Raw genomic sequence first — 26,628 nt, 5'->3', positions numbered from 1 at the left:
TGGTCAGGCGGCGGGATCGGCCGTCCGGCCCACCGGTCGCGCGACCGGGAGCAGCGCGAGTGCGGCGAGCAGGCACGCCGCGCCGAGCAGCACCAGGAAGCGCCAGTCCCCGATCCAGGCGGCAGCGAGCGGAGTTCCCGCCCTGGAGAGCGCGATCGGCACCGTCATCAGCGCCAGGATGCTGCCGAAGCGCGCCACCCCGAAGGTCTCCGCGACGATCGACGGCCTGGCCACCACGCTGATCCCGTAGCCGAGGCCGAAGGCGCCGACGCAGGCGAGGGTGAGCGGCAGCGAGGTGCCCGCCAGCGGCAGCGCCAGCAGCCCGGCACCCTGCACCGCGAAGGACACCGCCGTCACCCTGGCCATGCCGAACCGCCGGGCCAGCGGCGCCAGCCCCATCCGGGACGCTATCTGCAGCACCCCGACCCCGATCGGCAGCGCCGCCGCCACCGTGGGGGAGAAGCCGACATCGCGGAACCAGGTCACCATCATCAGCAGGAACGCCGAGGTCACCCCGCTCTGCGCGACGAAGGCGACGACCATGAACCAGAAGCCGGGGCTGCGCAGCGCGGCACCGACCGGCACCCCGTGCCGCCCGGTGACCCGCAGACTGTGCGCGGTGCGCCCGGGAACCGCCCACAGGTGCGCGGGCACCGCCACCACCGCCAGGATCAGCGCGAGCGCCACGAGCGTGTGCCGCCAGCCGATCTGCCCCTCCAGCCAGCCGGCCAGGAAGTAGTAGAAGCTGGTGGCGAGGCCGCAGATCATGGTCACCGCGATGATCGCGCCGTCCCGGTGCCGCGTGTCGGTGACCACCACCAGCACCGCGAACGCCGCCTCGTAGGTCGACATCGCCAGCGCCAGCCCGACCAGCACGAAGGCCAGGTAGAGCTGGGGCAGCCCGGTGGCCTTCGACCACAGCAGCACCGCGGCCACCCCGATCGCCGACCCCGCGGTCATGAGCAGCCTGCCCCCGTACCGATCCAGCATGGTGCCGATCGGCACCGCCGCGAACGCCCCGATCAGCGTGGAGATGGTGGCCGCGACCGCCACCTCGGTGCGCGAGACGCGCAGCGCCTCCGACATCGGGACGAGCAGCACCGTGAACGCCTGGATGAGCGCGCCGTAGGTGACGGTGTTGGTCAGCGCGAAGACGCCGACCAGGCGCTTCCAGCGCAGGTCGGGCGGGGCGGCGGGAGCGGAGGTGAGCTCCGCGCTCATCCTCGGAGCAGCGGGAGCAGCTGATCCCCCTGCCTGCCGATCTCGCGCAGGTACGGGGTATCGGAGAGCACGAAGTGCGTGATGCCGAGATCCTGGTAGCGGCGCAGCGATTTCGCGACGTCCTCGGCCGAGCCGACCAGCCAGGTGGTGCCCGCGCCGCCGCCGCCGTAGCGGCCGGGCGCGGTGTAGAGGTTGTCGTCGAGCACGTCGCCGCGCTCGGCCAGGTCGAGCAGCCGCTGCTGCCCGACGGCGGTGCGCCGGAACGGGTTCCGGTGGTCGACGTCGCCCTGCTGCGCCGCCATCTCGGCGACCTTCGCCTCCGCCTCGGCCCACGCCTGCTCGGTGGTGTCGCGCACGAAGGTGGTGACCCGCAGCCCGAATTCGAGCGGGGCGTGCTCGCGGCCCAGCTCGGCGCCGAGCGCCTTCAGCCGCTCGATCCGCTCCTGCACGCCGGAGAGCGGCTCACCCCAGAAGAGCTGCACGTCGGCCTCGGTCGCCGCCACCCGCTCGGCCGCCTCGGAGGCGCCGCCGAAGTAGAGCTTCGGGTGCCTGCGCTCGCCGCGCCTGGCGATGCGCGGCTGCACGGTGGAGTTGGTCACCTGGTAGTGCTCGCCGCGGTAGGTGACGTCGTCCTCGGTCCACAGCTTGCGGACCAGCTGCATGAACTCCCTGGTGCGGCCGTAGCGGTCGGCCTGGTCGCCCTCGGCGTCGCCGTAGGCGCCGAGATCGTCCTTGCCGGAGACGATGTTGACCCGCACCCGGCCGCCGGTCAGGTGGTCGAGCGCGGCGGCCGACGCGGCGAAGTTCGCGGGCCGCCAGTAGCCGGGGCGCACCGCGATCAGCGGCTCGAAGGTGGTGGTGCGGGCGGCGAGCGCGGTGGCGACGGTGAAGGTGTCCGGGCGGCCCCAGCCCGCGCCGAGCAGCGCGCCGCGCCAGCCGTGCTCCTCCAGCGCCCTGGCCTGGGCGGTGAGCGTCTCCAGGCTGTTGTGGTCCGCCGAGACGGGCTCGCCGCGGTGGCCCGCGACGACCTGATTCGGGATGTACCAGAGGAATTCGAGCGTCATCGAGCGTGGTTCCTGTTCGTGTTCAGCGGGCGAGCCGGGTGAGCTGGGCGCGCCGGACATCGCCGGTCTGCCCCTGGACCAGCACGAAGAGCGCGGAGCGCGCGTGCAGCTGCGCGGTGTCGTCGCTGCCGAGGCCGCGGCCGGAGCGGACGATCAGCAGCGCGCGGGTGAGCGTGCCGAGCGCCTCGCCGCTGGCCGCCTTGGTGGCGAGCCGCTCCTCGAGCCGGTGCGGGCCGCCGCCCGCGGCCAGCGCCTCGTCGGCGAGCGCGTAGGCGGAGTCCCTGATCCGGGCGACCCGCGGGCGCCAGGTCGCCGCGACCGCGCGGGCGTCGGGGTCGGGGGCGGCCTCCAGTTCGCGCAGCACCGTCTCGGCGAGGCCGAAGTGGTGGCCGCGGGCATCGCTGGCGGTGCCGATGTCGTCGTATCTGGTCTTCTCCAGGGTCTGCGCGGCGAGCACGTTGGCCTCCGGCACGAAGACCGACTCGATCCGCACCCGCGCGGTCCGGCTGCCCGCGACCGCGCCCAGCTCGAGCAGCCCTTCGCTGTGCACGCCGTCGGCGATCGGGACCAGCGCGGTGACCACGGTCTCGGTCGCCGCCTGCACCGCGGCGACGGTGAGCACCGAGTTCAGCCCCCAGCCGCTGACCCAGGAGATGGTGCCGTCGAAGACCCAGCCGCCCTCGACCTTCCTGGCCGCGATGTAGTGGTCGGGGAAGCGTCGCACGTCGCTGACCCCGGCGCCGAGCAGCAGCTCGCCGCGCAGGATCCGCTCGGCCAGTTCGGGAATCGGCCGGTCCTGCTTGCGCAGCTCGGTGATCCGCCCGGCCAGCGGCGCGTGCTGCGCCCACACCAGCCAGGTGTCGAAGCAGGCGCCCGCCACGATCTCGTGCAGCCTGCGGTCGGTGTTGCGGTCCAGCGCGAGCCCGCCGTACTCCGCGGGCGCCAGGTGGTTGAGCAGCCCGAGCCCGGCCAGGTCGTCGATGTGCGCGCGCGGGACGCCCTCGCGATCGGTGCGCAGCGCGGCCGGGCGCAGCACCCGCTCGGCGTACTCGCGCACCCGGGCGACCACGGGATGCCCGTCCGCCGCCGTGACCGCCGCGCCCGCACCGAGCTCCGTCTTCGCCGCCGTCATCGCGGTCCCTTCGTCCGAGCGCACGCCGAACGCGGGCCGCATCCGGACTCGGAGAATTATTGCCCCGGCTACCGATCCTGCCCCGGGTTCGCGGCCGCTCCGGCGCGTCGGTGACCGCCCTGACCAGCCGGTACTTCCTTCGGCCGGAAATAAATTCTCACCGATTCGAGCGCCTACACCCGGGCCGCCGCCGACCGCGCGCTCCACCGGCCCGCCTCGTGCCGCACCTCGACCGGGTGGTCGAAGGCGGCCGAGACGGTGGCCGTGGTGATGGTCTCGACGGCGGGCCCCTCGGCGACCGTACGGCCGTCGGCGATGAGCAGGGCGTGCGTCGTTGTGGTCGGGAGCTCCTCGAGGTGGTGGGTGACCAGCACCGAGGCGACCTCGGGGTGGGTGTGGTCGAGGTGCGCGATGGTCTCCAGGAGCTGTTCGCGCGCGGCCACGTCGAGGCCGGTGGTCGGCTCGTCGAAGAGCAGCAGCCGGGGCTCGGCGACAAGGGCGCGGGCGATCAGCGCGCGGCCGCGCTCGCCCTGCGAGAGCACCGGCCAGGTGCGGTCGGCCTTCGGTGTGAGCCCGACCGTCGCGATCATGGCGTCGGCGCGCTCGGTCTCGGCCCGGCTCGGCGCCCAGCGCATCGGGGTGTCGACGGTGGCGGTGATCCCGGTGAGCACCACCTCGCGCACGGTGAGCGGGGAGCGCAGCGGGTGCCTCGGGTTCACGTGGCCGATGCCGTGCCGCAGCGCGGCCAGGTCGACCCGGCCCATGCGCCGCCCGAGCACGTCGACGGTGCCGGTGCTGGGGAAGGTGACGGCGGCGCAGAAGCCGAGCAGGGTGCTCTTGCCCGCGCCGTTCGGGCCGAGCAGCGCCCAGCGCTCGCCCGCGCGCACGGTCAGCGAGATGCCGTCGATGATCTGCTTGCCGTCGCGCCGGAAGGTGACGTCGGACAGCGCGAGAACGACCTCGCTCACGCTGTGCCGTTTCGTCGCGTGCGCGAGGACCCTGCGTGCTCGCTCACGCGAGTTCCGGGGGGAATCCGCCGGTCGCGATCGGACCCCAGCGCTCGATCGTCACCCGGATCAGCGACTTGTCCTGCCTGGCCATGGCCGCGCGGTACTCGTCCCAGTCCGGGTGCTCGCCCGCGATGCAGCGGTAGTAGTCGACCAGCCCGTCCAACGCCGCGGGCATGTGCAGCACCTCGGCGGTGCCGTCCACCTGCACCCAGGCACCGTCCCAGTCGTCGGAGAGCACCAGCACCGAGACCTGCGGCGTGCGCTCGGCATTGCGGGTCTTGGCCCGGCCCGGGTAGGTGGAGATCACGATCCGCCCGTCCCGATCCACCCCGCAGGTGACCGGCGAGATCTGCGGCCGCCCGTCGGCCCGGACCGTGCTGAGCAGGGCGTGGTGCCGCGGCCGCAGGAAATCCAGCAGCGCCGGGCGCTGCACCACGTCGGCGGTGGCGATACGGGGCACGGGGTGTCCTTCCTCGAACGGGTCAGTGGTCCGCGCTGCCGGCGCGGCCGCCGATGTACGCGCGCAGCGCCGGATCGTCCGACACCAGCCGGTCGACCTCCTCGCCGCCGGTACACGGCAGCAGCGCGACGGTGATCGCGCCCGCACCACCGGCGACGACCTGCCAGGTGCCGCCGGAGTCGGTCCAGCGGCGCAGCGCCGCCACGGGATCGTCGGTCATGGTCCCGCCGAGCCTAGCCGTGGCCCGCAGCGGCCTGCCGAGCACCATGCGGGCCAGCAGCGCGGCGAACTCCAGCCGGCCGCGCACCCCGGCCACCGACCACACCGTCCTGGTCCCCGCGGGCGGCGGCGGGCGGTCGGCGAAGCGGTCGGCCAGCCAGTCCGCGATCAGCGGCAGCGCCAGGTACTGCAGCGCGAGGTGGGTGCTGCACCGGTCGCGCAGGTAGTGCACGTGCGCGCCCGCCGCGGCCAGCCGGGCCACGTGCGCGTCCACGTCGGCGACCGCGATCACCTCGTCGTGCACGCCCTGCACCACCAGCATCGGCATGGCCGGCGCCCGGTCGCCGGGGCGGATGTCGGCGAGCACCCGGCGCAGGGCCGGGTGCGCCAGCAGCGCGGGCAGCCCGCGCCCGCTGTGCGCGCCGAGATCGCGGCAGGCGAAGCGGGCGAGCAGCGGGAGGGTCGCGGTGGTCTCGGCGGCGGCCAGCCGGGTCAGGGTGCGGGTGTCCAGGTGCGCCGACAGCGCCGACTCCAGCTGCGGGTATCCGCGCCGCAGCCCCGCGACGAAGAGCGCCGTGAACCCGGCGAACAGGGTGCCGTTCAGCCGGACGAAGGCCGCCGCCGGGTCGCTCACCGGCGAGGCCGCGACCGCGCCGACGATATCCAGCTCCGGCGCGTACTCCGCCGCCACCTCCGCCGCCCACGCGGTCGCGAGGCCACCGCCGGAGTACCCCCACAACCCGATCGGGGTCGACGGCGCGAGCCCCAGCGGGGCGAAGGCGAGCGCGGCCCGCGCCGCGTCCAGCGCGCGGTAGCCCGGCTCCCGCGCGACCCCGAAGTGGCCGCCGGGGCCGCCGTGGTCAGGCACCGACACCGCCCAGCCCCTGGCCAGCGCGGCCGCGATCAGCGGCAGCTCCAGCGGCGGGATCGCGCCGGGCGCCCGCGCGCCGAGCCGGAGCGCGTACGACGGGAAGCACTGCGGCGCGACGGCATCGATCGCGCACTGGAAGGAGACCAGCGGCCGCGGCTCGGCCGGGTCGGCGCCGTCGGGCAGCAGCACCGTGGTGACCGCGGCCTCCGGCGACCACTCCCGATCCCTGGTCCGGTAGAGCAGCTGCCAGGCCGGAACCCGCTGCGGGACGACCCCGAGCAGCGCGAGCCGCACCGGCCTGCTGCGCAGCACGGTGCCCGGCGGCAGCGCCGCGAACCCCGTCGGCGGGCGGTGGAACGGATCGTGCTGCGGCCGCGGGATACTCAGCGCACACCGCCGGTCGTGCGGGATGTCGTCGCGCTCATCCGGCCTCACTTCCCCTCGGGCGGCCCCGGTGCGCCGCAGCTCGACGCTAGGACCGGGAACACGGGCGGGTCACTGCACGGCGCGGAGAACAATCCGGGTGAAACTTGTTCCCGGAGACAAAAGATCGCGGCCGCCTTGCCGGTGCCGCCGCGGCCTGGCAAGAATCGGGGCATGCCAGCTCCGACGCCCGACTACCCGCTGGTGGCCCGGCTGCTCGCGCAGTGGCCACGGATCGCCGAGCGGATGCTGGCCGCCGGGCTCGGCGCCACCCCGCCCGCCGCCGAGCTGCCGGCCGGGCACTTCACCGCCGAGGTGCTGCCCGCCATCAACGCCTGCGGGCGGGCGGTGCTGCGCGCCGTCGACGAGGGGCGCGACTTCACCCGCGCGGAGGTCGCGCCGTTCGTGGCGCCGGTCGCCGAGCGGCACGCCGAGGACCGGCTCCCGCTGCCGCTGCTGCTCGGGGCCATGCACGGCTCGGCGCAGGCGGTGCTGCACGAGGCCGGAGCGGTGGCGCGGCCGGACGAGCAGGAGCAGCTGGTGCTGATCGTCGGCAGGCTGCTCGACCTGCTGCTGCACATCACGGTGATCGTGGTCGAGGCCTACACCGAGGTGGAGCAGTCCATCTACAGCGCCGAGCGCGAGGCCCGCCGCGCGCTCTGCTCCGCGCTGCTCGCCGGGCGCCCCGCCGCCGAGCTCGCCGCCCGCGCCGACACCGTGCTCGCCGAGCACTACACGGTGCTCGCGCTGCATCTCGGCCACGCCGAGCCGGGCGCTGTCGAGCAGCCGCTGCTCGGCCGCCGCCGCGTCCGCGTCCTGCAGCGGCTGCTCGACGGCACCGCGGGCGCCACCGTGCCCGCCACCTTCGACGGCTGGGCCGGAATCGCCCTGCTGCCCAGCGGCTCCGAGCCCGACGCCGCGCGGCTCGCCGCCGAGCTCGCCGCCCGCTTCGGCACCCCCGTGCACCTCGCCGCGGCCGCCGCCGTGCGCCGCGCCGACCTCCCCGGCGCCGCCCGCGAGACCGCCGACCTCGCCGAGCTGGCCAGGCAGCTCGGCCGGCCGCCCGGCGCGTACCGCCTCGACGACCTGCTGCTCGAATACCAGCTCACCCGCCCCGGCACCGCCCGCGCCCGGCTCGCCGAGCGGATCGCCCCGCTGCTGGAGAGCCCGCACCTGATCGCCGCGCTCGACGCCCACCTGCGGCACGGCCCCGACCGCAAGGCCGCCGCCGCCGAGATCCACGTGCACCCCAACACCTTCAGCTACCGCCTGCGCCGGGTCGCCGAACTCACCGGCATCGACCCGGCCGACCCCGGCGGGTCCCGGCTGCTCGCCGCCGCGCTCGTGGTGCAGCGTTCGCTTCCGGAGCGGGAACCGTCCTGAGCGGATGTCCGCTCTGCGCGAAATCGGGGGTCACGCCGGGTGGGTGCGGCTCTAGGCTCGATGCATGAGCGAGCAGCGGCGATTCCAGGTGATTCCGGGCGGGCGGGCCGAGGCCGAGCCGCTGTGGCGCGAGGTGCTCGGCGAGCGGCTGCGCGCCCTGCGCACCGAGCGCGGCGAGCGGCTGGTGGAGACGGCGGGGCGGGCGGGTATCTCGCCGCAGTACCTCTCCGAGGTGGAGCGCGGGCGCAAGGAGCCGTCCAGCGAGATGATCGCCGCGCTGGCAGGCGCGCTCGGCACCTCGCTCGGCGAGCTGGCCGGTGCGGTGGCGGGCGAGCTGAGCCGCCCCGCCGCCGCGCCGACCGCCATGCTGCGCGCCGCCTGATCCCGCCGCTCAGAGCGACCGGGCGGGGAGCACCCGGTCCACCAGCCCGTACTCCACCGCGGCGCTCGCGGTGAAGACCCGGTCCCGGTCGGTGTCGTGGCGCAGCCGCTCCACCGGCTGCCCGGTGTGCCGCGCCAGGATCGCCTCGATGTCGGTGCGCATCCGGACCAGCTCGTCGGCCTGGATGATCAGGTCCGGGATGGTGCCGCGGCCGCTGGCGGCGGGCTGGTGCAGCACCACCCGCGCGTGCGGGAGCAGGCTGCGTTCGCCCGGTTGCCCGCCTGCCAGCAGCACCGCGCCGACCGCGATGGCCTGGCCGACGCAGGTGGTCTGCACCGGGGCGTTGATGTGCTGCATCGTGTCGTAGACGGCGAGCATGGCGGAGAGGTCGCCGCCCTCGCAGTTGACGTAGAGCTGGATCGGCTGCTCGTGGTTCTCCGACTCCAGGTGCAGCAGCTGCGCGATGAGCGCGTTCGCGACGCCGGAGTCGATCACCGTGCCCAGGTAGACGATGCGCTCGCTGAGCAGGTGCGAGTAGATGTCGGTGATCCGCTCGCCCCCGCGCGGGTGCGAGGCGACGACGTTGGGGATCGTGTAGCCGCTCACGACGTGATCCCCACCCGCTGCCGCTCCGGCACGACCTGCCCGAACGAGTCCACGATGTGGTCGATGAAGCCGTACTCGCGCGCCTGGGTCGCGGTGAACCACCGGTCGTGCAGCGAGTCCTCGTACACCCGGTCGTAGGGCTGGCCGGTGTCGGCCGCGATCAGCCCGAGCACCGTCTCCACGGTGTAGCGCAGATCCTCCGCCTGCACCTCCACCTCGACCGCGCTGCCGCCGATCCCGGCCGAGCCCTGGTGCATGAGGATGCGCGCGTGCGGCAGCGCGTACCTGCGCCCCGGCGAGCCCGCGGAGAGCAGGAACTGCCCCGCGCTGCACGCCAGGCCGAGTGCGAGCGTGCTCACCTCGCAGGGCACGAGCCGGAGCACGTCCCTGATCGCGAGCATCGACGGCACCGAGCCGCCGGGGGAGTGGATCCAGAGCGCGATCCCGGACCGCGCGTCCTCCGCGGCCAGGGTGAGGATCTGGGTCATGAGCAGGGTGCCGTTGTCGTCGTCGAGCGCGCCGTCCAGCACCACGATGCGGCGGGCGAGCAACTGCTCACGGGCCCGCCGATCGAACATCGGGATCTTGTCGTCGTGTGCCATGGCTCCACCGTGCCGCAGCCACAACGGTTTCCGCGGCCCGCGCTGCCCTGAGCGGATCCGCTCGCAGCAGCACGGGCCGAGCGCTCAGTTCTTCCGCGCGTCGATCAGCTCGGTGAGCAGCCCGAACCCGTCGTGCGCGGCGACCGCGGCGACCGCGCGCTGCACGCCGACCGCCGAGACCTCCAGCGGCTGCATCCGGTCGCTCGCCTCCGCGGTGCAGACCGCGTTCAGGTAGAACTCGGTGGTGGCGGCGCGGTACAGGGTCCACATCCGCTCGGCGTCCACCTCGATCCCCGCCGTCGCCAGCCGGGCCGTGTACCGATCGACCAGCCCGCGCTCGACCTTGCGCAGCAACTCCGGCTCCATCGATGCGGTGAGGCTGTAGACGACGTCCCTGATGCCGGGGCCCGCGGTCGCGATCTGCCAGTCCAGGAAGCCGGGGCCCGCGTCGGTGAAGTACAGGTTGCCCAGGTGCGGGTCGCCGTGCATGAGCGTCTGCGGCACCGACGCCCAGAAGGCGTCGATCTCGGGGGCGCGCTGGTAGAAGATCCGGCACTGCGCCTGCATCTCCGCCGGGATGAGCTCGGCGGCATGGCCGTTGATCTTCTCCAGGAAGCGGCGCCGGATCAGGTTCGCCAGCTGGATCGATGCCGTGGTGCGCTCGGCGAGCGGGGCGAGGTCGGTGCCGAAGCGGTCGGTGCCCCAGAAGGCGGCGTGCAGGTCGGCGAAGGCGTCGACCAGCGCCTCGGCCTCGGTGTCGCTGATCGAGTCGAGCACGGTGCGGAACCGCGCCACCTCGGAGAGGTCCTCCAGCACCAGCAGCGACCGCTTCCGGAACCCGGACACCTTCGCCGCGTAGCAGCGCGGCACCCGCACCGGCGGCTCGTCGCCGAGCGCCCGGTAGGCGATGGTCTCCTTGATGCCCATGCCGAACACGTTCATCATCACGTGCTGCAGGTAGTTCTCCGGCGGCAGCTTGAGGAACAGGTGCTCCGGGATGTCCGCGGTGCTCCGCACCGCGATCCGGGCCCGCGCCGCGGTGCCCGAGTGCTCGTCGAGCACCTCGATGGCGGTGATGCTGCCCTCCGGCAGCCCCAGCACCTTCTCCAGCCACCGCGGCTTGATCCGCTCGGCCTTCAGCGGAATGTCGGCGCCGATGCCGATGCTCCGGTCGAATGCGGCGCGCAGCGCTTCGCGCACACCCATGCCGATACTCATGGCCGTCGCCACCGGGGTGGGAATCGTCACGTCTGTCCTGTCTCGTCTCCGTGCCTGCAACTCTCGAGGGATCCTAACGAGTTTCCCCCGCAGTGTGTCGGCGTGTGACTCCGCACTACCGGGAAGCCGCAGTGCCGGTATCGGATTCGGCGCCGTTCAGGGCCAGGGTGACCAGGCGGGCGGCCTGCTCGGCACCGCTGTGCTCCCCGGTCCAGGCGGCGGCGCCGATGAGGGCGGAGAGGTCGGCGGGGGTCAGGGCGGGGAGGGCGCCTGCCGCGTTGGCGGCGGTGAGCAGGGTGGCGCCGATGTGGTCCATGCGCAGGCAGGCGGCGTGCAGTTCGCCGTCGGCGTCGTCGAGGCCGGTGGCGAGGACGTCGGCGAGGCCGCGGTAGGTGGCGGCGTGTTCGATCACGGCGGTGATCCAGGCGGTGAGCGGCTCCCGGCCGGGGGGAGCGGCGGTGAGGCGGTCGCCGGTGGCGAAGAGTTCGGCGTTGCGGTCGGCGAGGAGGGCGGCGATGAGGGCGCGGCGGGTGGGGAAGTGGCCGTAGAGGGTGCCGATGCCGACGCCGGCGGCGCGGGCGATCGGCTCCAGGGGGGCGTCGGTGCCGTTGTCCGCGAAGGCCTGCGCGGCGGCGGCGAGGATCCGGTCCCGATTGCGTTTGGCGTCGGCGCGCAGCGGGCGGGCGGGGGTGTCCATGTCGCACCTTTCAAGTCGAGGGTTCCTCGAGTTAGTATTCCGAGGGTGTTTCGACTTCAGCAGACCACATGATCCTGGTGACCGGTGCGACCGGTTCCATCGGCCGTCCGCTCGTGGCGGAGTTGCATCGGCGCGGGGCGGCGTTCCGGTCGCTCGTCCGCGATCCGGCGCGGGCGAAGCTGCCCGGCGCGGTGGCGGCGGGCGACTTCGACGACCCCGCCTCGCTCGACCGCGCGCTCGACGGCGTCACCCGGGTCTTCCTCTGTTCGCCGGGCGCGGTACCAGCACCGGGGCCGCAGCCGATGATCGCGCAGCAGGGCGCGGTGATCGAGGCCGCGGTGCGGGCGGGGGTGCGGCGGATCGTCAAGGTGTCGGTGCAGGGGGCCAGGGCGGGCGGGCTGCTCGCGGAGGGGGCGCACGCGGTGCTCGAGGAGCGGCTGCGCGTGGCAGGGCCGGAGTGGGTGCTCCTGCGGCCCTCCGGTTTCATGCAGAACTTCCGCACCGGGACCGGCGCCTTCAGCGCGGACGGTGATCTGGTCGGTGCCTACGGCGACGGCCGGATCGCCTACATCGACGCCGCCGACATCGCGGCCTGCGCGGTGCCGCCGCTGCTCGAATCCGGCTACGCGGGCGAGACCTTCGTGCTCACCGGCCCGGAGGCGCTCAGCCACACCGAGATCGCGGCCCAGCTCACCGCCGCGACCGGGCGCGCGGTCCGCTACCGGGACCTGCCCGCGGCGGAATTCGCCGAGACGCTGGTCGCGCAGGGGTTGCCCGCCCCCTTCGCCGCCGACGTCGCCGCGCTCTTCGCCGAGGTGGCGAAGGGTGGACTCGCGACGGTCACGGATACGGTGGAACGGCTCACCGGCCGCCCCGCCACCACCTTCCGCGCCTTCCTGGCCCGCGAGCGCGCCCTAGGGTAATCGGATGCGCATCTTCGACGCCCACCTGCACATCATCGACCCGCGCTTCCCGCTGACCGAGAACAACGGCTACCTGCCGCCGGAGTTCACCGCGGCGCACTACCGGGAGCGGGTCGCGGGGCTCGGGATCGCGGGCGGTACGGTGGTCTCCGGCTCATTCCAGGGCTTCGACCAGGGGTATCTGCGGGCGGCGCTAGCGGAGCTCGGTCCGGGGTTCGTCGGCGTGACGCAGGTTCCGGCCGAGGTCACCGACGCGGAGATCGCGGAGCTGGATGCGGCGGGGGTGCGGGCGGTGCGGTTCAACGTGCGGCGCGGGGGATCGGCGGCGCCGACCGAGCTGGATCGGCTGGCGCGGCGGGTGTACGAGGTCGCCGGGTGGCACGCGGAGCTCTACATCGACGCGCGGGACCTGGCGGAGCTGGCGGGCACGATCGCGGCGCTGCCCGCGGTGAGCATCGACCACCTCGGGCTGCACGCGGACGGGTTGCCGCAGCTGCTGCGGCTGGTGGAGCGGGGGGTGAAGGTGAAGGCGACCGGGTTCGGGCGGGTCGAGCTCGATCCGGCGGTTGCGATGCGCGCCGTGCTCGAGGTCGACCCGTCCGCGCTGCTCACCGGCACCGACCTGCCGTCCACCCGGGCCCGCAGGCCGTTCGCCGACGCCGATCTCGACCTGGTGGCCGAGGTGGCGGGCGCGCACGCGGCGGCCGTGCTGTGGGACAACGCCGCCGCCTTCTACCGGCTCGGCTGAACCCGCTCGACCGCGACGTGCACCGCGTTCAGCGCCGCGGTCTGGGAGAGCGGGTCGACGGTGGCGTCGGCGAGCAGGTTGCGGTTGGCGCCGTGCACCTCGGGGCCCGCGCCGCCGCGCGGGTCGAAGACGCGGGAGCCCCAGCCGTGGTCGACCACGACGATGCCGCGGCGCGGCCGGTCGCTCAGCGCGGCCCGCAGCTCGATGGCACCGGTGCGGGAGCTGATCCGGATAAGGTCGCCGTCGGCGATGCCGAGCGCGGCGGCGTCGTCGGGGTGCAGCAGGGCGTCGTTGCGTTTGCCGCCGGGGTGCAGGCCGGGGAGTTCGTTGAGCCAGGAGTTCATCGAGTGCCTGCGGCGGCGGTTGCCGAGCTGGAACGGGAACTCCGGCGGGGCCGCGGGCACCGGCTCGGCGAGCAGCTCGCGGGTGCGGGCGATGAACTCCGGCGGCGCGATCCGGACCCGTTTGCCCTCGGTGCGCAGCGCCTTGCGGAAGTGCCCGTACTCGCGTGGGCCGAGCACGAGCCCGTGCGGCGCGGCGGCGATCTCCCGCCAGCGCGGCCTGCGCCCGCCGAAGCGCCGCGCGGAGGCGACCATGAGCCGGTCCACCCAGTGGGCGCCGAAGGCGAGCCCGGGGCGGCCGGTGCGCGCGGCCAGCAGGCGGGTGAGGCGGACGAAGCCGTTCAGTCCGCGGGCCCCGAACAGCGGAACGTCCATGGCGAGCGCCAGATCGAGGAAGATCCGCCACTCCTCGCGCACCTGCGGCGGCGGGCGCAGCACCGCGCGGCCGTAGTGCACGAAGGGCTCGTCGTGCATGCCGCTGGTGAGCGCGAGCAGGTCGTCGCGCTCCAGCCAGTGCGTGGCGGGGAGCAGCCAGTGCGCGTGCCGGTGGCTCTCCCGCTGCACGACGTCGATGGCGACGAGCAGCTCCAGATCGGCGAGCGCGGCGTCGAGCGCCGCGCCGTCCGGGCCGGAGACGACGGGGTTGCCGCAGTTCAGCACCAGTGCGCGGAGTTGCCCGCGGCCGGGCGTGGTGATCTCGGCGGGCAGCTCGCTCAGCGCGTGCGCACCGGCCACCAGCGGGCGGCCCGCGATCCGGCTGCGGTGCGGGGTCGCCGGGGCGAGCGCGGTGATCCGCAGCGCGTCCAGCACGCCGGGCTCGAAGCGGCGCCCGCCGGGGCGGTCCATGCGGCCGGTGACGAGGTTGAGGACGTGGCCGAGCCACTCGGCGACGGTGCCCGAGGTGTGCAGCGCCGTCCCGGTGCGGGTGACCGCCATGGCCGCGGGGGCGGTGGCGAAATCCCTGGCCACCTCGCGGATCAGCGGCGCCGGGATGTCGCAGCGGGCGGCCAGGTCGTCGATGTCGGCCGCGGCGGCCATGGCGCGCAGCTCGGGCAGGCCGGTGACCAGGTCGGCGCGGTCGCCGCGGTGCTCGAGCCCCTCGCCGAGGATCACCGCGACCAGGGCGAGCAGCAGCGCCCAGTCCTGGCCCGGCCGCACGGCCAGGTGCAGGTCGGCCCGGTCGGCGCTCTCGGTGCGCAGCGGGTCGACCACCACGATCCGGGCGCCCGCGCGCTGTCGCTCCAGGGCCCGCTGCCAGCCGCCGGGCGCCGACTCCAGCCAGTTCCAGGCGCTCACCGCCGGGTTGGCGCCGACCAGCAGGAAGTAGTCGCAGCGGTCGATATCCGAGGTCGGGATCATGATCGGGGAGCCGTAGAGCGCGTCGGCCACCACGTGCGCGGCGTTCTGGTCGACCGAGCCGACGGCGTAGCGGCTCTGCGTGCCGATCCCGTCCAGCCAGGCGTTCATGAACACCAGGTTCGAGGTGGAGAAGCCGGCCGGGTTGCCGTAGTAGGCGCCGACCGCGTCCGGCCCGCCGCGCTCGACCAGCGCGGTCATCCTGGCCGCGATATCGGCGAGCGCCTCCTCCCAGGTGGCCTCGACATACCCGTCCCCGACCCGCCGCATGGGCGCCAGGATCCGGCGCGGGTGCTCGACGAGCTTGCCCGCGGTGCGGCCCTTGCCGCAGAAATCGCGCCAGCTGTGCGGATTCTGCTTGTCCGGGAAGATGGTGCGCACCCGGTTCTCCTCGACGGTCACCTTCAGCCCGCAGGCCGCCGGGCAGTAGCGGCAGAAGGTGTAGCGGGTCTGCGGGATCGGCTCGGCGGCCACGGCGGCTCCTTACGTTCTCCTTCGAGGAGAGTTCCGTTCTCGGAACGGTACGAGGGATCCGGCCGTCTGTCGAGGGGTGGTCAGCCGCGCAGCTCCTCGATGCGCTCGCGCAGGTGGGTCAGCAGTGCCTCCGGCGAATCGAAGTCGGCGGGATCGATGGGCAGGCCGAAGCGGATGGTCACCGGGCGGGTGCGGTCGAAGCGGCCCTTGCCGTCCGCGCCGCGCAGCGGGAGCACGTCGTCGGTGCCGGTGGTGCCGACCGGGATGATCGGCACCCCGGTGCTGAAAGCGAGCTTCGCCACGCCCGGCTTGTACGGCTCGACCTCGCCGGGCCGCACGCAGCGCCCCTCGGGGTAGATGATCAGCACGCCGCCGTGGCGCAGCACCCATTCGGCCTGCTCCAGCGCCGCGCGGCCGGAGTCGGGGTCGCGGCGGATCACCGGGATGTGCCCGAGCCTGCGCACCAGCACCCCGACCACCGGCCAGGTCCACAGCTCGGCCATGGCCACCGCCATGGCGCGGCGGCGCAGCGCGCCCCAGAGGAAGACCGCGTCCAGCATGGAGATGTGGTTGCTCGCCACGAGTACCGGCCCGCGCACCGGGACCATCTCGCGGTCGATCACCGTCACCCGGACGATGCGCGACCAGGCCAGGAACCGCAGCACCCGGCGCACCAGCTTCGTGGTGACCCAGGCCCGCAGCCCGAGCCCGGCCGGGCGCCGCCGATCCTGCTCGCGCGTCATGCTCGCTCCTCCCCGGCCCGCGCCGGTTAGGCTGCGGCCGTGACAATCCTGCTGATCGTGCTTCTGGTCATTGTTATCGTCGGGTTGGTCGGCGGTGTCATCGCACTGACCGTCGTCTTGGTCACCGGCCGGGTGAAGCGGTCATCGGCGAACGCCGTCGAGACCGCCTTCGCGCCCGGCGAGGTGCTGCGCAGCGACGCCATGGCGAACTACTTCGGCTGGGAGTCGAAGGGCGGTAAGCAGATTCGGGGCAACGGCGCGCTGGTGCTCACCGGGCAGCGGCTGTGGTTCCGGCGTGCGGGATCGTCCGAGCCGCTGGAGATTCCGCTCACCGCGGTCACCGGGGTCGACGTCGTGCGCTCGCACAACGGCAAGTCGGTGCGTCAGGACCTGCTGCGGATCTCCGTCGACGGCGACAGCGTGGCCTGGTGGGTGCGCGAGCCGAAGGTCTGGGAGGGGCACCTCCGCTCGCTGCTGCCGCGGTGAATCCCGAGCATCGGCAGGGGGAGTACCGGGTCCGTTTCGACTGGGGGCCCGTCGGCGCGGAGGCGGTGCGCGCCGAGGTGACCGTCGTGGTCGACGTGCTGTCCTTCACCACCACGCTCTCGGTCGCCGCCGACCTCGGGATCGAGGTGTTCCCGTACCGGTGGGGACACGACGGGGTCGCCGAGTACGCCGCCGCGCGGGGCGCGGTCGGCGCGGTCGGGCGCCGGGTGGCCGGGCCGGGGCAGGTGAGCCTCTCGCCGGGGACCATTCGCCGGGCCGAGCCCTTCGAGCGGCTGGTGCTGCCCTCGCCCAACGGTTCGACGATCGCGCATCGGCTCGCCGCGGCGGGGTCGCTGTGTGCCGGGGCGTCGCTGCGGAATGCCGCCGCGGTGGCCGGGTGGGTCGGGGCGGGGCGCAGCGTCGCCGTGGTGGCGGCGGGGGAGCGCTGGCCGGACGGGTCCCTGCGGCCCGCCGTCGAGGATCTGTGGGGCGCGGGGGCCGTGCTCGCGAATCTCCCCGACCAGGAGGGGTTCTCGCCGGAGGCGCGGATGGCGGTGCTGGCGTGGCGGGCGGTCGAGGGGAAGGTCGGGAGTGCGCTGCGCGCGTGTGCCTCCGGGCGGGAGTTGATCGCGGGCGGGTTCCCGGAGGACGTGGCGATCGCGGGGGAGGCCGGGGTGAGCGGGGTGGTGCCGGTGCTGGACGGGGAGCGGTTCCGGTCGGCCGCCTGCCGCTGAGCCTCAGCCCGGCGCCTGCACCAGCGTCACCTTGGACCGCTTCCGCAGCGTGAACCCCAACGTCTCGTACAGGCTGATGGCCGTGTGGTTGTGCGCCACCGCGTGCAGGAACGGCACCTCCCCGCGCTCGCGCACCACCGCGCCGACCGCCCGCACCAGCCGCGACGCGTACCCGCGCCCGCGGAACTCGGCATCGGTGCAGACCGCGCTGATCTCGGTCCACCCGGCCGGGTGCATCCGCTCCCCGGCCATGGCGACCAGCCGCCCGCGCTCCCTGATGCCGAGGTAGCTGCCCATCTCGATGGTGCGCGGGGCGAACGGGCCGGGTTCGGTGCGGGCGATGAGCTCCAGGATCTCCGGGACGTCGGCGGCGGTGAGCACGTCGAGGGTGGGGTCGGGTTCGGTGCGCAGGGCGCTGCCGTCGAGCTGGACGGAGTCGAATTCCCTGAGCACGGTCCAGTCGGCGGGGATCACGTGGCCGAAGCCGCGCAGCCCGGTGCTGCCGCCGGGGCCGAGGACGGTGGCGAGATCGAGCCAGTCCCGGTCGTCCAGGGCGGGCGGGTGGCCGACGAACTTGGCGACCTCGGGGTGGTAGCGGGCGATGCGCCCGGTCCAGGTGGCGAAGCGGCGGTGCGCGCCGCGCAGCGAGGACCGCACCGGGTCGTCCAGCGGGTGCAGTGCGATCTCGGGTTCGATGGCCGTGTCGATGGTCAACGCACGCTCCTCCTGCAACGGTGTCCGACCTCGGACGTTAGCGAGGCGCACGATCGCGGGCACGGGTTGCGCTCACCGCAATTCCATTCGGGCCGCTGTTCCCGCGCGCTCGAGCTGATCCGAATCGTTGACACCCGTGGCGACCAGCGGGTCCGGTTGGACGGCCCGGTTCACGACGTTCGCGGCACCGCCGGACGACGTTGCACGGGGTGACATCCACGCGCACAGAAACGGGAGACGATGGCACCGAAACCCCTCCACATCGGCGTCGCGCTCGACGGTGCCGGGTGGCACCCGGCCGCATGGCGGGAGCCGAACTCCCGGCCCACCGAGCTCTTCACCCCCGGGTACTGGACCGACCTGGTCGGCACCGCGGAGGCCGGGCTGCTCGACTTCGTCACCATCGAGGACAGCCTGCGCACGCCCGGCGACTGGCACGACGAGCACCCCGACTCCACCGACCAGGTCAGGGCCAGGATCGACGCGCAGCTGATCGCCGCGCGGGTGGCGCCGGTGACCCGGCACATCGGGCTCATCCCGACGGTCACGGTCACGCACACCGAGCCGTTCCACGTCTCCAAGGCGCTGGCCACGCTGGACTTCACCTCGCGCGGCCGAGCGGGCTGGCAGGCCAGGGTCTCCGCCTCCGGCTCCGAGGCGAAGCAGTTCGGCCGCAGGGAGATCCGCGATCTCACCGCCGCCGAGCACGCCGAGGCCATCGCCACCGGCACCTACCCGGCGCACGTCCCCGAGCTCTTCGAGGAGGCCGCCGACGTCGTCGAGGTGGTGCGCAGGCTCTGGGACTCCTGGGAGGACGACGCCGAGATCCGCGATGTCGAGAACCGTCGCTTCATCGACCGGGACAAGCTGCACCGCATCGACTTCGAAGGCCGCTTCTTCTCGGTGCGCGGCCCCTCCATCACGCCGCGCCCGCCGCAGGGCCAGCCGGTGGTGACGGCGCTCGCGCACGCCCCGCTGGTCTACGAATTCGCCGCGCGCGGCGCCGATCTGGTCTTCGTCACACCGGGCCGCGCGCAGGGCCCGGCGCCGATCGTGGCGCAGGTCGCCGCGGCCGCCGAGCAGGTCGGGCGGAGCGGCGAGCCGCTGCGGATCTTCGCCGACCTCGTCGTCTTCCTCGACACCGAAGCGGAGCGCGGTGCGCAGCGGCTGGCCAGGCTGAACGAGCACGCGGGCGCCGAGTACCGCTCGGACGCGGCCGTCTTCACCGGCAGCGCCGACGAGCTGGCCGAGCTGCTCACCGCCTGGGGCGGGCAGGGGCTGGACGGCTTCCGGCTGCGCCCCGGCGTCGCCGTGGACGACCTGGCCGCGATCACCGCCGCCCTCGTCCCCGCGCTACAGCGGCGCGGCGCCTTCCGCACCGGCTACCCGGACGGCGGCCTGCGCGCCGTGCTCGACCTGCCGACCACCGTTCCCAACCGCTACGCGACCGCCTGAGCGAGGCCACCATGAGCAGCAGCAACCGCAAGCAGGTCATCCTCGGCGCCTACCTGGGCGGGGTCAACCACCACACCGCGTGGTGGGATCCGCAGGCAGGCAGCCAGATCGACTTCTCCAGTTTCGAGCACACCGCGCGCACCGCCGAGCGCGGCAAGTTCGACTTCTTCTTCCTCGCCGAGGGGCTGATCCTGCGCGAGCGCGCCGGGCAGGTCTTCGACCAGGACATCATCGGCCGCCCGGACACCTTCACCGTGCTCGCCTCGATCGCCGCCGTCACCGAGCACCTGGGGCTGGCGGGCACGATCAACGCCACCTTCAACGAGCCCTACGAGCTGGCCAGGCAGTTCGCCAGCCTGGACCACCTCTCCGGCGGCCGGGCCGCCTGGAACGTCGTCACCTCGTTCGACGCCTTCACCGGGCAGAACTTCCGGCGCGGCGGCTTCCTGCACCGGGACGACCGCTACGTGCGCGCCGAGGAGACGGTGAACGCGGTGCGCGAGCTCTGGGACTCGTGGGCCGCCGACGACATCGTCGCCGACAAGGAGTCGGGGCAGTTCCTGGCCAGGCCGGACGCGGGCGCCTTCGCCATCCGCGGCCAGCAGTTCGACATCGAGGGCCGGTTCACCGTGCCGCGCAGCCCGCAGGGCAGGCCGGTGCTGCTGCAGGCCGGGGTCTCGCCGCAGGGCCGGGCCTTCGCCGCGGCCAATGCCGACGCCGTCTTCTCGCCCTACGGCAAGCTGCCGGAGGCAGCCGGCTTCTACCGCGACATCAAGGCGCGCGCGGTGGCGGCCGGCAGGCAGGCGGATGACATCAAGATCCTGCCCTCGGCGAGTTTCGTGCTCGGCGACACCGAGGCCGAGGCGATCGAGAAGTACCACGAGGTGCGCAATCAGCAGGTCACCGGCCAGACCGCGCTGATCCTGCTGGAGCAGATCTGGAACCGCGACCTCTCCGCCTTCGACCCCGACGGCCCGGTCCCCGACATCGAGCCGGACCCGGAGGCGCCGCCGATCATCCAGGGCCGCGCCTTCGTGCACCAGGACCGGTTCGCCACCGTGCGGAAGCTGCGCGAGGTGTCGGAGGCCAAGAAGCTCTCGCTGCGCGAGGTGGTCATCGACCAGTTCGAGCGCGGTCCGCTGGTCGGCACGCCGGAGCAGGTGGCGCAGCAGATCGACGACTTCGTGCAGAACGACGGCTCGGACGGCTTCATCCTCGGCTCGCACCTGGTGCCGACCGGGCTGGACGAGTTCGTCGACCGGGTGGTGCCGCTGCTCCAGGAGCGCGGCGCGCTGCGCACCGAGTACAGCGGGACCACGCTGCGCGACAACCTCGGCCTGCGCAACGCCGACCGCGTCGCCGCCGACGCCTGACCGCGCCGGGACGGGCGGCACCGTGCCGCCCGTCCCGGCCCCGGCTCAGGCGAAGTCGAACAGCGGCGGCCAGAGCGCGAGCACCACCGCCGCCCAGATCCCGAAGACCGGGAGGTAGCCGGTCTGCCAGCGCTCGATGTCGGCGAAGCCGCGCCTGCGGCGCAGGAAACCCCACGCCAGGTAGGCCGCCCCGGCCAGGTTCACCAGCAGCACCAGGTTCATGCCGAGCGCGGCCGTCTTGTTGGCGGTGGCGCCGAACTCGGCGATCCGACTGGTCATCACGGCGAGCATGAGCAGATCGGCCGCGAGCGCGAGGGCGATCAGCAGCAGCTGCATGTGGTCGAAGAGGTCGGGCGGGCGCAGCGGGTCGCGCGCGGAGACGGCGTAGAGCACCAGCCCGAACACCAGGATCAGGATGGCGTCCATGGTGATCAGCAGGCCGCGATCCACGTCCGCGACGCTGCCGCTCGCGGCCAGCGCCACCAGCAGCGCCAGCAGCATGAGGATCGTCAGCGGGGTGAAAACCCGGGTCAGCACCGGCGCGATGTTCTCCACCACGCTCTGCTTGGCCTCGACCAGCCAGGCCGCCACCACCAGCGCGGCGCCCGCGTAGATCGGCAGCACCCACTCGACCACGAAGTCCTCGGCGTTCAGCCCGACCGCGTCGAACGCGCCGACGGTCAGCCCGATCAGCACGCCGCCGCCGAGCGCGAGCAGCGTCAGGTAGACCACCCACTCGCCGGTGAACCGCACGAAATCCATTCGGCGCCGGTCCGAGCGCCAGTCACCGCCGAGATAGGCCAAGCCAACCGCGAGCCACAGCACGATGGGCGCGTGCACGATGACGACGATCTCGACATCACCGTCCTCGACGAACGGGTAGACGTTGAGCAGCACCCCGGCCAGCAGGAACGGCACCGGCAGCAGCGCCGCCGCACGCAGCGGCATGCGCCGCTTCCACGCGAAGTAGAGCGCGAGGAAGGGCAGCACGAACAGCCCGATGTTGCGCGCCACCACGTTGTCGTCCGGTTCGAGCAGCCGCACGAGCTCCAGCATCAGCCCGGCGCCGAGCCCGAGCGCGAGCACCACCAGCAGCTCGAGGTCGGGCTTGCGGCCGCCGGTGCGTTCGGCGGCGGGCGGCAGCACCAGCTGCTTCCACAGCCGGTCCGAGTGCTCGCGGGCGAACTCGCGGGAGATGTCGTCCACCCGGCCCATGCGCTTCACCGCGACCAGGAATGCCTCGTCCGGCTCCAGCCCGGCGGTGGTGAGTTCGGCGATCCGGTCGCGCAGATGGTCCTCCATCTCGTCGGCGTCCGCGGCCGAGATCACGGAGTGCCGCACGACGTAGCCGCGCCACTGCCCGATCTGCGCCTCCAGCGCCACGTCGGTCACGCGGGGCTGCCCGCGGTGACCGGGGGGAGGCCGCGCCAGACCTGGTCCAGCGCCTCGGCCACCACCACCCACTGGCTGCGCCGCTGCGCGAGCGCCTCGCGGCCGGCCGGGGTGATGGCGTAGTGCTTGCGCCGCCGTCCGGCCGGGGATTCGCCCCAGGTGGCGGCGAGGTAGCCGGAGCGCTCCAGCCGGTGCAGCAGCGGGTAGAGCATGCCGTCCGACCACTGTATCCGTCCGCCGGAGAGCACCCGGACCCGCTCCAGGATCGCGTAGCCGTAGGACTCGCCGTCCGCGAGGATGCCGAGTACGAGCGGCGTCGCCGACGCCGCCACCAGGTCCTTGTCGATATACATGGCACCCCTATGCCTAGTTCCGCTAGGTATGTGCGGGTCAGCCTAGCAGCTCGAGGTATGGGTGACGCGGATCACGGTCACGGAGGGCCGGGTGCGGTGTCTGAACCGGTATCCGACCCCGACGAAGGGATGCCGCCGTGCCTGCCCTGCCCGTTCTCGACTCGTTCCTGCACTACATCGACACCGGCAGCGGTGCCGTCCCGGTGGTGTTCCTGCACGGGAACCCCACCTCGTCCCACATCTGGCGGAATGTGCTGCCGCACGTCTCCGGTGCGCATCGCTGCCTCGCGCCGGATCTCATCGGGATGGGGGACTCCGGGAAACCGCAGATCGGGTACCGGTTCACCGATCACGCCCGCTACCTGGATGCCTGGTTCGACGCGGTGGCCCCCGGCGAGGTGGTGCTCGTCGGCCACGACTGGGGTGGGGCGATCGGCATGGACTGGGCGGCCAGGCACCCGGGGCGGGTGCGCGGGATCGCGCTGGTCGAGACCTTCCTGCGGCCGCTGCGCTGGGCCGAGTTGCCGCCGCGGGGGGCCGAGCTCTTCCGTCGGTTCCGTTCGCCGGAGGGGGAGGGGATGGTGTTGCGGGAGAACATGTTCCTCGAGTTCAACCTGCCCGCCCAGGTGCCGGGGCTGACGCCGGCGGATCTCGACGTCTACCGGGCGCCGTACCCGACGCCCGCGTCGCGGCTGCCCATGCTCGCCTGGCCGCGCGAGTTCCCGCTGGACGGGGAGCCCGCCGATGTGGTGGCGATCGTCGAGCGGTACGGGCGGTGGATGGCCGGGTCGCCGGAGGTGCCCAAGCTATTGATGGCGGTCGAGAACGGGGTCGGGCTCGGCTCGCCCGAGGTCATCGACTGGGCCTCGGAGGAATTCGCCGCGGTGGAGGTGGTGTCGATCGGGGCGGCCGGGCATCACGCGCCGGAGGAGCGGCCGGACGAGATCGGCGCCGCCGTCGCGGGGTGGTTGCGCCGGATCGGGTCGGTCGGGTGAGCGCGGTTGCGGCGGGGTCGGGCGGGGGTGACGATCGGGGCATGGTGGACGAGGCCGAGGCTGAACCGGTTGCCAGGGCGACCGGTGGCGGGGTCACCGAGCCGGGCATCACCCGACAGATCGCTGGGGCGACCGGTGGCGGGGTCGCGGATCCAGATGACGCGGAGCTGGTGACCAGGGCGGTGGGCGGCGAGGTCGCGGCGGTCGAGGCGGTGCTCCGGCGGCTGCAGGACCCGCTCTACAGGCTGGCGCTGCGGATGACCGGCAACCGCGCCGACGCCGAGGACGCCACCCAGGAGATCCTGCTCCGCGTGCTCACCCACCTCGCCACCTGGCGCGGCGAGGCGGCGCTGCTCACCTGGGCCTACCGGATCGGCGTCAACCACCTGCTGAACCAGCGCCGCCGCTCCCCGCAGGAGCGCGGCGGCATCGACCTGCAGATCTTCGCGAACACCCTGCTCGACGGCCTCGCCACCGCCGATCACCGCGGCCCCGAGGCCGAGGTGCTCGCCACCGAGGTCAGGCTGCAGTGCAGCCAGGCCATGCTGCAGTGCCTGGACCGCGCCGAACGGGTCGGTTTCGTGCTGGCCGAGGTCTTCGAGCTGAGCTCGGCCGATGCCGCCTGGATCCTCGGCATCACGCCGGCGGCGTACCGGAAGCGGTTGCAGCGCACCAGGGCCAGGCTTGGCGCGTTCCTCACCGCCAACTGCGGCCGGGTCGACAGCGGGGCCCGCTGCCGCTGCACCCGACGGATCGAAGCCGCCACCGCGCGCGGCCGCATCGACCCCGCCCGCCCCGCCTTCACCGGCCACCCGGTCACCCCCGGCGGACGCGACGCCGCAGCGGCCGAGCGGCAGATGGTCCGGCTGCACGACGCGGCCGCCGTCTTCCGCGCGCACCCGGACTACGCCGCCCCGGCGGAGAAGGTCGAAGGCGTTGTCGCACTGCTCCGTTCGGGGCGTTTCCCGCTACTCGACCGCGATACCGGCCAGCGCCAGCCGGATCAGCCTGCGGGCGGTCTCCGGGTCGCCCTCGGTGGCGGTGGAGATGGCGGTGGAGAGCCGCAGTAGATCGCTCGCCGTCACCCCGGGGCGGAGGGTGCCTGCGGCGCGCTCGGTCAGGGTTGTCGCGGTGTCGAAAAGAACTCCGTGGCAGTCGAGTTCGCCGCTCGCGCGCTCGGCCGCGAGGGTGGCGGCGAGGCCGCGGGTGCTCGCGGCGTAGACGGTGAGCTCCGCAATCCAGCGAAGTAGCGCCCGGCCCGGTTCGTCGCCCAGTTCGCCCGTGCGGCGGCACAGCGCGGTCACCCCGTCGAGGAAGATCTCGTCCAGGAGCGCGTGCCTGCTGGGGAAGTGCCGGTGCAGGGTCGCGGAGCCGATTCCGGCCGCCCGCGCGATGGCCTCCAGCGAAGCGTCCGCGCCGTCCCGCGCCACCACGGCCGCCGCCACCTCCAGCAGGCGCCGGTGATTGCGCTGCCAATCCGCGCGCTGTGCGCTCACCGGGATCTCCGCATCGCTCGACAAAACGGGGTGGTGCCCCATATCGTAACCCGGAGAAAGTGGGGTACCACCCCATTTCATTCGAGGGAGTACCGATGGAACCATTCGTACTGGTCAGCGGGGCGACCGGCAGGCAGGGGGGAGCCACGGCGCTGGCGCTGCTCGCCCGCGGCATACCGGTGCACGCGCTGGTCCGCGACGCCGCGGCGCCGCGCGCCAGGGAGCTGGAGACGCTCGGCGCGACCCTGGTGCGCGGCGACCTCGATGACCCGGACTCGATCGCGGCGGCGGTCTCCGGCGCTCACGCGGTGTTCTCGGTGCAGACCCCCGACCTCGCCGACCTGCTCGGCGACGCCGAACTCGGGCACGGCCGCACGCTGCTCGCCGCGGCACGGGCGGCGGGCGTCCGGCAGGTGGTGCACACCTCGGTCTCCGGCACCGCAGGCGCCGACCTCGCCGAACTGGACACCGGCCGCTGGGGTGCGCACATGCCGCACTACTGGCGCAGCAAGGCCGCCGTGGAGGAGATCGTGCGCGACAGCGGCTTCCCGGCCTGGACCATCCTGCGCCCGGCCACCTTCATGGAGAACTTCACGCCCGGCTCGTTCTACTACGACCCGGCCGACCCGAACCGGCTCCTGCTCGCCGTCGACCCGGACCGCCCGCAGCCCTTCGTCGCCGTCGCCGATATCGGCGCTGCGGCGGCCGCCGCCTTCGCCGACCCGGATCGCTTCGCCGGGGTCGAGCTGGAACTCGCCGGTGACCTGCTCACCTTCCGCGAAGCGGCCGCCCTGCTCGCCGCGGCGCGCGGGGGCACCCTGGCCCTCCCCGACAGCCCGGAGGACGCCGTCGCCCGCGGCCTGCCCGCCGAATTCGCCCGCTCCCAGCGGTACATGACCGCGCACACCGCCCCCGCCCGGCCCGAGTTCGCCCGCGCGCTCGGGCTGCCCACCACGTCCTTCCGGGACTGGGCTACTGCATCCCTTGCTTGACAAGGACATTCAGGGCATCGATCGCATCCTGCTCGCCGGTGAGGTGGGCAGAGCCGCCGCGGGTCCAAGCCCAGAGGGCGAGGTCGGTGAGGGTGGCGGTGGCGGTGGCCCGCGGCTCGCCCGAGGTAGCCCGGACGGCGCGGGCGTAGGACTCGTCCTGCCCGGCGGTCCAGGTGCCGACCTCGACGAGCCAGCGCTGCCCGGTGTCGCTCGCGACCAATTCGACCACCGCGGTGGGGTGGTAGCCCGCGCCGTCGGCGGGCCAGCCCCACATGACGTCCACCGCGTGGTCGACGGCTCCGGCGGCGACCTCGGGGGTGATGGGGGAGAGCGGAAGGCCTGCGGTGAGTTCGGCGTCGACGCGGTGCACGGTGGCCTCGTAGGTCTGCATGCGGCGGGTGAAGCCGACGGTCCGATCGGGCGACCACCAGGACCAGCGGGGTTCGGCGTCGTCGTGCCGGGCGAGTTCGCGGAGCAGGGCGGCGGTGGCTTGTTCGCGCGGCGCGAGAAGCTCCGGGAGTCGCTCCGGGCGTGCGGGTTTGGCGTTCTCGGCGCGCTGTACGTCGGCGTCGGTGCGGATGTCGAGGCCGAGGACGGCAGACCAGAGCAGGTGCACCTCGGTGAGGTGCCAGAGTAGGTCGGCCGCGGTCCACTCGGGGCAGGTGGGGCAGCGGCGCTCCGGGTCGGTGGCGGAGAGGACCTCGGCGAGCCGACGGGACTCGGTGTCGATGACGGCGGCGCGGTCGGTCATGGCCCCCTCCAACC

Annotated in this window: 28 protein-coding genes; 11 read left to right on the top strand and 17 right to left on the bottom strand. The window is 73.7% G+C overall.

What is annotated here, in order from left to right:
• Positions 1-3: 3 nt before the first annotated feature.
• The 6 genes from ACFUJ1_RS12750 to ACFUJ1_RS12725 all read right to left on the bottom strand — a co-directional run bounded on the left by ACFUJ1_RS12750 (position 4) and on the right by ACFUJ1_RS12725 (position 6,412).
• On the bottom strand, positions 4-1,221 hold the full coding sequence (locus tag ACFUJ1_RS12750) for an MFS transporter (protein ID WP_378645211.1): 1,218 nt from the start codon (positions 1,219-1,221) through the stop codon (positions 4-6).
• Positions 1,218-2,285 (bottom strand): LLM class flavin-dependent oxidoreductase, encoded by a 1,068-nt coding sequence (locus tag ACFUJ1_RS12745; protein WP_378645210.1) that lies wholly within the window; start codon positions 2,283-2,285, stop codon positions 1,218-1,220. Before ACFUJ1_RS12745 ends, ACFUJ1_RS12750 begins: the two co-directional genes overlap by 4 nt.
• A 22-nt stretch (positions 2,286-2,307) precedes the next feature.
• Positions 2,308-3,417, bottom strand: a complete 1,110-nt coding sequence (locus ACFUJ1_RS12740; protein WP_378645209.1) for an acyl-CoA dehydrogenase family protein — start codon at positions 3,415-3,417, stop codon at positions 2,308-2,310.
• Between the two features lie 173 nt (positions 3,418-3,590).
• On the bottom strand, positions 3,591-4,385 hold the full coding sequence (locus ACFUJ1_RS12735; RefSeq protein ID WP_378645208.1) for an ABC transporter ATP-binding protein: 795 nt from the start codon (positions 4,383-4,385) through the stop codon (positions 3,591-3,593).
• 43 nt (positions 4,386-4,428) lie between these two features.
• The gene (locus ACFUJ1_RS12730; RefSeq protein ID WP_378645206.1) at positions 4,429-4,887 is read right to left on the bottom strand and encodes a PPOX class F420-dependent oxidoreductase; all 459 of its coding nucleotides are present in this window, start codon (positions 4,885-4,887) and stop codon (positions 4,429-4,431) included.
• Positions 4,888-4,909: 22 nt separating this feature from the next.
• Positions 4,910-6,412, bottom strand: a complete 1,503-nt coding sequence (locus ACFUJ1_RS12725) for a lipase family protein (protein ID WP_378645205.1) — start codon at positions 6,410-6,412, stop codon at positions 4,910-4,912.
• A 162-nt stretch (positions 6,413-6,574) separates the two neighbouring features.
• On the opposite strand from ACFUJ1_RS12725, the gene ACFUJ1_RS12720 reads away from it, so the two are divergent.
• Complete coding sequence (locus ACFUJ1_RS12720) at positions 6,575-7,783, top strand: PucR family transcriptional regulator (protein WP_378645203.1); 1,209 nt, start codon at positions 6,575-6,577, stop codon at positions 7,781-7,783.
• Between the two features lie 64 nt (positions 7,784-7,847).
• The gene (locus ACFUJ1_RS12715; protein ID WP_233017210.1) at positions 7,848-8,165 is read left to right on the top strand and encodes a helix-turn-helix domain-containing protein; all 318 of its coding nucleotides are present in this window, start codon (positions 7,848-7,850) and stop codon (positions 8,163-8,165) included.
• A gap of 9 nt (positions 8,166-8,174) precedes the next feature.
• On the opposite strand, the gene ACFUJ1_RS12710 is transcribed toward ACFUJ1_RS12715, so the two are convergent.
• The 4 genes from ACFUJ1_RS12710 to ACFUJ1_RS12695 all read right to left on the bottom strand — a co-directional run bounded on the left by ACFUJ1_RS12710 (position 8,175) and on the right by ACFUJ1_RS12695 (position 11,288).
• Positions 8,175-8,771, bottom strand: coding sequence for a ClpP family protease (locus ACFUJ1_RS12710; protein ID WP_378645202.1), 597 nt, complete (start codon positions 8,769-8,771; stop codon positions 8,175-8,177).
• Positions 8,768-9,373 carry a ClpP family protease gene (locus tag ACFUJ1_RS12705; protein WP_378645200.1) on the bottom strand — a complete coding sequence of 202 codons (606 nt, stop codon included), beginning with the start codon at positions 9,371-9,373 and terminating at the stop codon, positions 8,768-8,770. The genes ACFUJ1_RS12710 and ACFUJ1_RS12705 overlap by 4 nt, the downstream gene beginning before the upstream one ends.
• Positions 9,374-9,457: 84 nt before the next feature.
• Positions 9,458-10,621, bottom strand: coding sequence for a phosphotransferase family protein (locus ACFUJ1_RS12700; RefSeq protein WP_378645199.1), 1,164 nt, complete (start codon positions 10,619-10,621; stop codon positions 9,458-9,460).
• 85 nt (positions 10,622-10,706) lie between these two features.
• Entirely contained in the window at positions 10,707-11,288 is a 582-nt protein-coding gene (locus ACFUJ1_RS12695; RefSeq protein ID WP_378645197.1) for a TetR/AcrR family transcriptional regulator, read from the bottom strand.
• A 68-nt stretch (positions 11,289-11,356) separates the two neighbouring features.
• Between ACFUJ1_RS12695 and ACFUJ1_RS12690 the strand changes: the two genes are divergently transcribed.
• Both ACFUJ1_RS12690 and ACFUJ1_RS12685 read left to right on the top strand, forming a co-directional pair.
• Positions 11,357-12,211: an SDR family oxidoreductase gene (locus ACFUJ1_RS12690; protein ID WP_378645196.1), complete on the top strand. Its 855-nt coding sequence runs from the start codon at positions 11,357-11,359 to the stop codon at positions 12,209-12,211.
• 4 nt (positions 12,212-12,215) lie between these two features.
• Positions 12,216-12,959 carry an amidohydrolase family protein gene (locus ACFUJ1_RS12685; protein WP_378645195.1) on the top strand — a complete coding sequence of 248 codons (744 nt, stop codon included), beginning with the start codon at positions 12,216-12,218 and terminating at the stop codon, positions 12,957-12,959.
• Here ACFUJ1_RS12685 and ACFUJ1_RS12680 read toward each other — a convergent pair.
• Complete coding sequence (locus ACFUJ1_RS12680; protein ID WP_378645349.1) at positions 12,944-15,115, bottom strand: molybdopterin-dependent oxidoreductase; 2,172 nt, start codon at positions 15,113-15,115, stop codon at positions 12,944-12,946. The two genes, ACFUJ1_RS12685 and ACFUJ1_RS12680, sit on opposite strands and share 16 nt — an antisense overlap.
• A 95-nt stretch (positions 15,116-15,210) precedes the next feature.
• Positions 15,211-15,873 (bottom strand): lysophospholipid acyltransferase family protein, encoded by a 663-nt coding sequence (locus tag ACFUJ1_RS12675; protein ID WP_378645193.1) that lies wholly within the window; start codon positions 15,871-15,873, stop codon positions 15,211-15,213.
• Between the two features lie 39 nt (positions 15,874-15,912).
• Here ACFUJ1_RS12675 and ACFUJ1_RS12670 point away from each other — a divergent pair, with 39 nt between their 5' ends.
• Entirely contained in the window at positions 15,913-16,359 is a 447-nt protein-coding gene (locus ACFUJ1_RS12670; RefSeq protein WP_378645191.1) for a hypothetical protein, read from the top strand.
• Positions 16,356-17,093, top strand: a complete 738-nt coding sequence (locus tag ACFUJ1_RS12665; RefSeq protein ID WP_378645189.1) for a 2-phosphosulfolactate phosphatase — start codon at positions 16,356-16,358, stop codon at positions 17,091-17,093. The genes ACFUJ1_RS12670 and ACFUJ1_RS12665 overlap by 4 nt, the downstream gene beginning before the upstream one ends.
• Positions 17,094-17,096: 3 nt before the next feature.
• Here ACFUJ1_RS12665 and ACFUJ1_RS12660 read toward each other — a convergent pair whose 3' ends face one another.
• On the bottom strand, positions 17,097-17,807 hold the full coding sequence (locus ACFUJ1_RS12660) for a GNAT family N-acetyltransferase (RefSeq protein ID WP_378645188.1): 711 nt from the start codon (positions 17,805-17,807) through the stop codon (positions 17,097-17,099).
• Positions 17,808-18,047: 240 nt separating this feature from the next.
• Here ACFUJ1_RS12660 and ACFUJ1_RS12655 point away from each other — a divergent pair, with 240 nt between their 5' ends.
• Entirely contained in the window at positions 18,048-19,262 is a 1,215-nt protein-coding gene (locus tag ACFUJ1_RS12655; RefSeq protein WP_378645186.1) for an LLM class flavin-dependent oxidoreductase, read from the top strand.
• 11 nt (positions 19,263-19,273) lie between these two features.
• Positions 19,274-20,635 carry an NtaA/DmoA family FMN-dependent monooxygenase gene (locus ACFUJ1_RS12650; RefSeq protein ID WP_378645185.1) on the top strand — a complete coding sequence of 454 codons (1,362 nt, stop codon included), beginning with the start codon at positions 19,274-19,276 and terminating at the stop codon, positions 20,633-20,635.
• A 45-nt stretch (positions 20,636-20,680) separates the two neighbouring features.
• On the opposite strand, the gene ACFUJ1_RS12645 is transcribed toward ACFUJ1_RS12650, so the two are convergent.
• On the bottom strand, positions 20,681-22,027 hold the full coding sequence (locus tag ACFUJ1_RS12645) for a permease prefix domain 1-containing protein (protein WP_378645183.1): 1,347 nt from the start codon (positions 22,025-22,027) through the stop codon (positions 20,681-20,683).
• Positions 22,024-22,380 (bottom strand): PadR family transcriptional regulator, encoded by a 357-nt coding sequence (locus ACFUJ1_RS12640; RefSeq protein ID WP_378645182.1) that lies wholly within the window; start codon positions 22,378-22,380, stop codon positions 22,024-22,026. The genes ACFUJ1_RS12645 and ACFUJ1_RS12640 overlap by 4 nt, the downstream gene beginning before the upstream one ends.
• Before the next feature lie 137 nt (positions 22,381-22,517).
• Between ACFUJ1_RS12640 and ACFUJ1_RS12635 the strand changes: the two genes are divergently transcribed.
• The gene (locus ACFUJ1_RS12635) at positions 22,518-23,375 is read left to right on the top strand and encodes a haloalkane dehalogenase (RefSeq protein ID WP_378645180.1); all 858 of its coding nucleotides are present in this window, start codon (positions 22,518-22,520) and stop codon (positions 23,373-23,375) included.
• A gap of 41 nt (positions 23,376-23,416) precedes the next feature.
• Entirely contained in the window at positions 23,417-24,445 is a 1,029-nt protein-coding gene (locus ACFUJ1_RS12630; RefSeq protein ID WP_378645179.1) for an RNA polymerase sigma factor, read from the top strand.
• Here ACFUJ1_RS12630 and ACFUJ1_RS12625 read toward each other — a convergent pair.
• The gene (locus ACFUJ1_RS12625; protein WP_378645177.1) at positions 24,344-24,871 is read right to left on the bottom strand and encodes a TetR/AcrR family transcriptional regulator; all 528 of its coding nucleotides are present in this window, start codon (positions 24,869-24,871) and stop codon (positions 24,344-24,346) included. The two genes, ACFUJ1_RS12630 and ACFUJ1_RS12625, sit on opposite strands and share 102 nt — an antisense overlap.
• A 95-nt stretch (positions 24,872-24,966) precedes the next feature.
• Between ACFUJ1_RS12625 and ACFUJ1_RS12620 the strand changes: the two genes are divergently transcribed.
• Complete coding sequence (locus ACFUJ1_RS12620; RefSeq protein ID WP_378645175.1) at positions 24,967-25,863, top strand: NmrA family NAD(P)-binding protein; 897 nt, start codon at positions 24,967-24,969, stop codon at positions 25,861-25,863.
• Here ACFUJ1_RS12620 and ACFUJ1_RS12615 read toward each other — a convergent pair.
• Entirely contained in the window at positions 25,844-26,614 is a 771-nt protein-coding gene (locus ACFUJ1_RS12615; RefSeq protein ID WP_378645174.1) for a maleylpyruvate isomerase family mycothiol-dependent enzyme, read from the bottom strand. The two genes, ACFUJ1_RS12620 and ACFUJ1_RS12615, sit on opposite strands and share 20 nt — an antisense overlap.
• Positions 26,615-26,628 lie beyond the last annotated feature (14 nt).

Origin of the sequence: Nocardia sp. NPDC057227 (assembly GCF_042669725.1) — a bacterium.
Taxonomy (GTDB): domain Bacteria; phylum Actinomycetota; class Actinomycetes; order Mycobacteriales; family Mycobacteriaceae; genus Nocardia; species Nocardia asteroides_A.
This window is presented reverse-complemented; position numbering and strand designations above follow the sequence as displayed.

Excerpts from the sequence above, each read along its gene's own strand:
- ACFUJ1_RS12750 (WP_378645211.1), bottom strand. The coding sequence starts at position 1,221 with ATGAGCGCGGAGCTCACCTCCGCTCCCGCCGCCCCGCCCGACCTGCGC.
- ACFUJ1_RS12745 (WP_378645210.1), bottom strand. The coding sequence starts at position 2,285 with ATGACGCTCGAATTCCTCTGGTACATCCCGAATCAGGTCGTCGCGGGC.
- ACFUJ1_RS12740 (WP_378645209.1), bottom strand. The coding sequence starts at position 3,417 with ATGACGGCGGCGAAGACGGAGCTCGGTGCGGGCGCGGCGGTCACGGCG.
- ACFUJ1_RS12720 (WP_378645203.1), top strand. The coding sequence starts at position 6,575 with ATGCCAGCTCCGACGCCCGACTACCCGCTGGTGGCCCGGCTGCTCGCG.
- ACFUJ1_RS12715 (WP_233017210.1), top strand. The coding sequence starts at position 7,848 with ATGAGCGAGCAGCGGCGATTCCAGGTGATTCCGGGCGGGCGGGCCGAG.
- ACFUJ1_RS12705 (WP_378645200.1), bottom strand. The coding sequence starts at position 9,373 with ATGGCACACGACGACAAGATCCCGATGTTCGATCGGCGGGCCCGTGAG.
- ACFUJ1_RS12695 (WP_378645197.1), bottom strand. The coding sequence starts at position 11,288 with ATGGACACCCCCGCCCGCCCGCTGCGCGCCGACGCCAAACGCAATCGG.
- ACFUJ1_RS12690 (WP_378645196.1), top strand. The coding sequence starts at position 11,357 with ATGATCCTGGTGACCGGTGCGACCGGTTCCATCGGCCGTCCGCTCGTG.
- ACFUJ1_RS12685 (WP_378645195.1), top strand. The coding sequence starts at position 12,216 with ATGCGCATCTTCGACGCCCACCTGCACATCATCGACCCGCGCTTCCCG.
- ACFUJ1_RS12675 (WP_378645193.1), bottom strand. The coding sequence starts at position 15,873 with ATGACGCGCGAGCAGGATCGGCGGCGCCCGGCCGGGCTCGGGCTGCGG.
- ACFUJ1_RS12655 (WP_378645186.1), top strand. The coding sequence starts at position 18,048 with ATGGCACCGAAACCCCTCCACATCGGCGTCGCGCTCGACGGTGCCGGG.
- ACFUJ1_RS12650 (WP_378645185.1), top strand. The coding sequence starts at position 19,274 with ATGAGCAGCAGCAACCGCAAGCAGGTCATCCTCGGCGCCTACCTGGGC.
- ACFUJ1_RS12640 (WP_378645182.1), bottom strand. The coding sequence starts at position 22,380 with ATGTATATCGACAAGGACCTGGTGGCGGCGTCGGCGACGCCGCTCGTA.
- ACFUJ1_RS12630 (WP_378645179.1), top strand. The coding sequence starts at position 23,417 with ATGGTGGACGAGGCCGAGGCTGAACCGGTTGCCAGGGCGACCGGTGGC.
- ACFUJ1_RS12620 (WP_378645175.1), top strand. The coding sequence starts at position 24,967 with ATGGAACCATTCGTACTGGTCAGCGGGGCGACCGGCAGGCAGGGGGGA.
- ACFUJ1_RS12615 (WP_378645174.1), bottom strand. The coding sequence starts at position 26,614 with ATGACCGACCGCGCCGCCGTCATCGACACCGAGTCCCGTCGGCTCGCC.